Source organism: Dolichospermum circinale AWQC131C (genome assembly GCF_000426905.1).
GTDB classification, from domain to species: Bacteria; Cyanobacteriota; Cyanobacteriia; order Cyanobacteriales; family Nostocaceae; genus Dolichospermum; species Dolichospermum circinale.
On the sequence record NZ_KE384651.1, the window covers coordinates 42,912 to 44,297 of the forward strand.

Annotated in this window: 2 protein-coding genes; both read right to left on the reverse strand. The window is 40.1% G+C overall.

Annotation, left to right across the window (positions count from 1 at the left end):
* Positions 1-26: 26 nt before the first annotated feature.
* On the reverse strand, positions 27-755 hold the full coding sequence (gene lptB, locus ACIR131C_RS0119500) for an LPS export ABC transporter ATP-binding protein (RefSeq protein WP_028091520.1): 729 nt from the start codon (positions 753-755) through the stop codon (positions 27-29).
* Positions 756-782: 27 nt separating this feature from the next.
* Positions 783-1,271, reverse strand: a complete 489-nt coding sequence (locus ACIR131C_RS0119505; protein ID WP_028091521.1) for an LptA/OstA family protein — start codon at positions 1,269-1,271, stop codon at positions 783-785.
* Positions 1,272-1,386: the final 115 nt, after the last annotated feature.

Genomic DNA, 1,386 nt, shown 5'->3' on the forward strand with positions numbered 1-1,386 from the left:
AGATAGGGGAATGTAGGTTAAACAATTTAAACAGAGAAATTATCACCTAAATAGTATTGTCGCACCAAAGGATTATTATAGAGTTCATCAGCATGACCAAAGGCGAGAATTTGTCCCTCGCGCATGATATAAGCGCGGTTTGTAATGGACAGGGTTTCGCGGACATTATGATCTGTGATTAATACACCCATACCACGTTCGCGTAATTGACCGACAATTTCCTGAATTTCAGAGACAGCAATGGGGTCAACTCCTGCAAAAGGTTCATCTAAAAAGAGGAATTTAGGTCCATCCTTACCTGCGGCCAAAGCTCTAGCTAATTCAGTGCGTCGTCGTTCACCTCCAGAAAGTTGAATACCTTTACTACCAGCCACTTTTTCTAAGCGAAACTCCCGCAATAAAATATGTAATCTTTTTCCCCATTCTCTTCTAGGAACTTGAGTTTGTTCAAATACTAGGAGAATGTTTTCTTGCACTGAAAGATGACGAAATACACTTGGTTCTTGAGCTAAATAGCCAATACCTAGTCTAGCCCTTTTGTGCATGGGATAATTAGTAATATCAAAATTATCTAACCACACTTTACCATGATTAGGTTTTTCTAAACCTGTAGCAATATAAAATGTTGTTGTTTTTCCAGCGCCATTGGGACCGAGTAAACCGACAACTTCTCCTTGGTTAACAGAAAGGCTAACGTGATTAACAATTAATCGTTTACCGTAGGATTTCTGGATATTCTCTAAAACAATTTTCACGCTTAGGTTTTTCCCTGGTAGTAAATGCTAATTAGAACGCTTTAGGGATGGGGTTTTCGGGGCTGGTTTAGTAGTTTGTCTTGGGGAGTCCTCTACCATGTAGATTGATTCTACCTGACGATTAGACTGAGGTAAAGCAATAAATTTACCTTCGTCAATTAAATAGGTGACTTTTTCCGCACGAATACTATTAGTACCCTGTTGTAAAATGTAAACATTGCCACTGAAATCAATCCGTCTTTCCTTGTTGAAGTATTGTGCTTGAGCGGAAGTGGCTTGAATTTGACGAGCCGGATACAGCATTTGCACATTACCACGGGCAGTAATTACTTGGGTTTTCGCATCATATTCCTGAACATCAGAGCGGATAGTCAAAGGACGATTGCCCCCAGGTTGGGCTATAACAGGTTGGATTTGGGTAGACAATGTTAGACTACCTACGAAGGAAATTGGCAGCAATAAAGCCAATCCTAAGCGGCTTATCTGTGATTTTAGCAATTGATAAGAAGGTATCATAAAAGAAAGTCAGGCAATAGGGAATAGATAGGGAATAGGGAACGGAGAAATAAATAGGACTTACGCAAGATTCATGGAATAACGAACCACAGAGGCACAGAGGTCACGGAGAAAT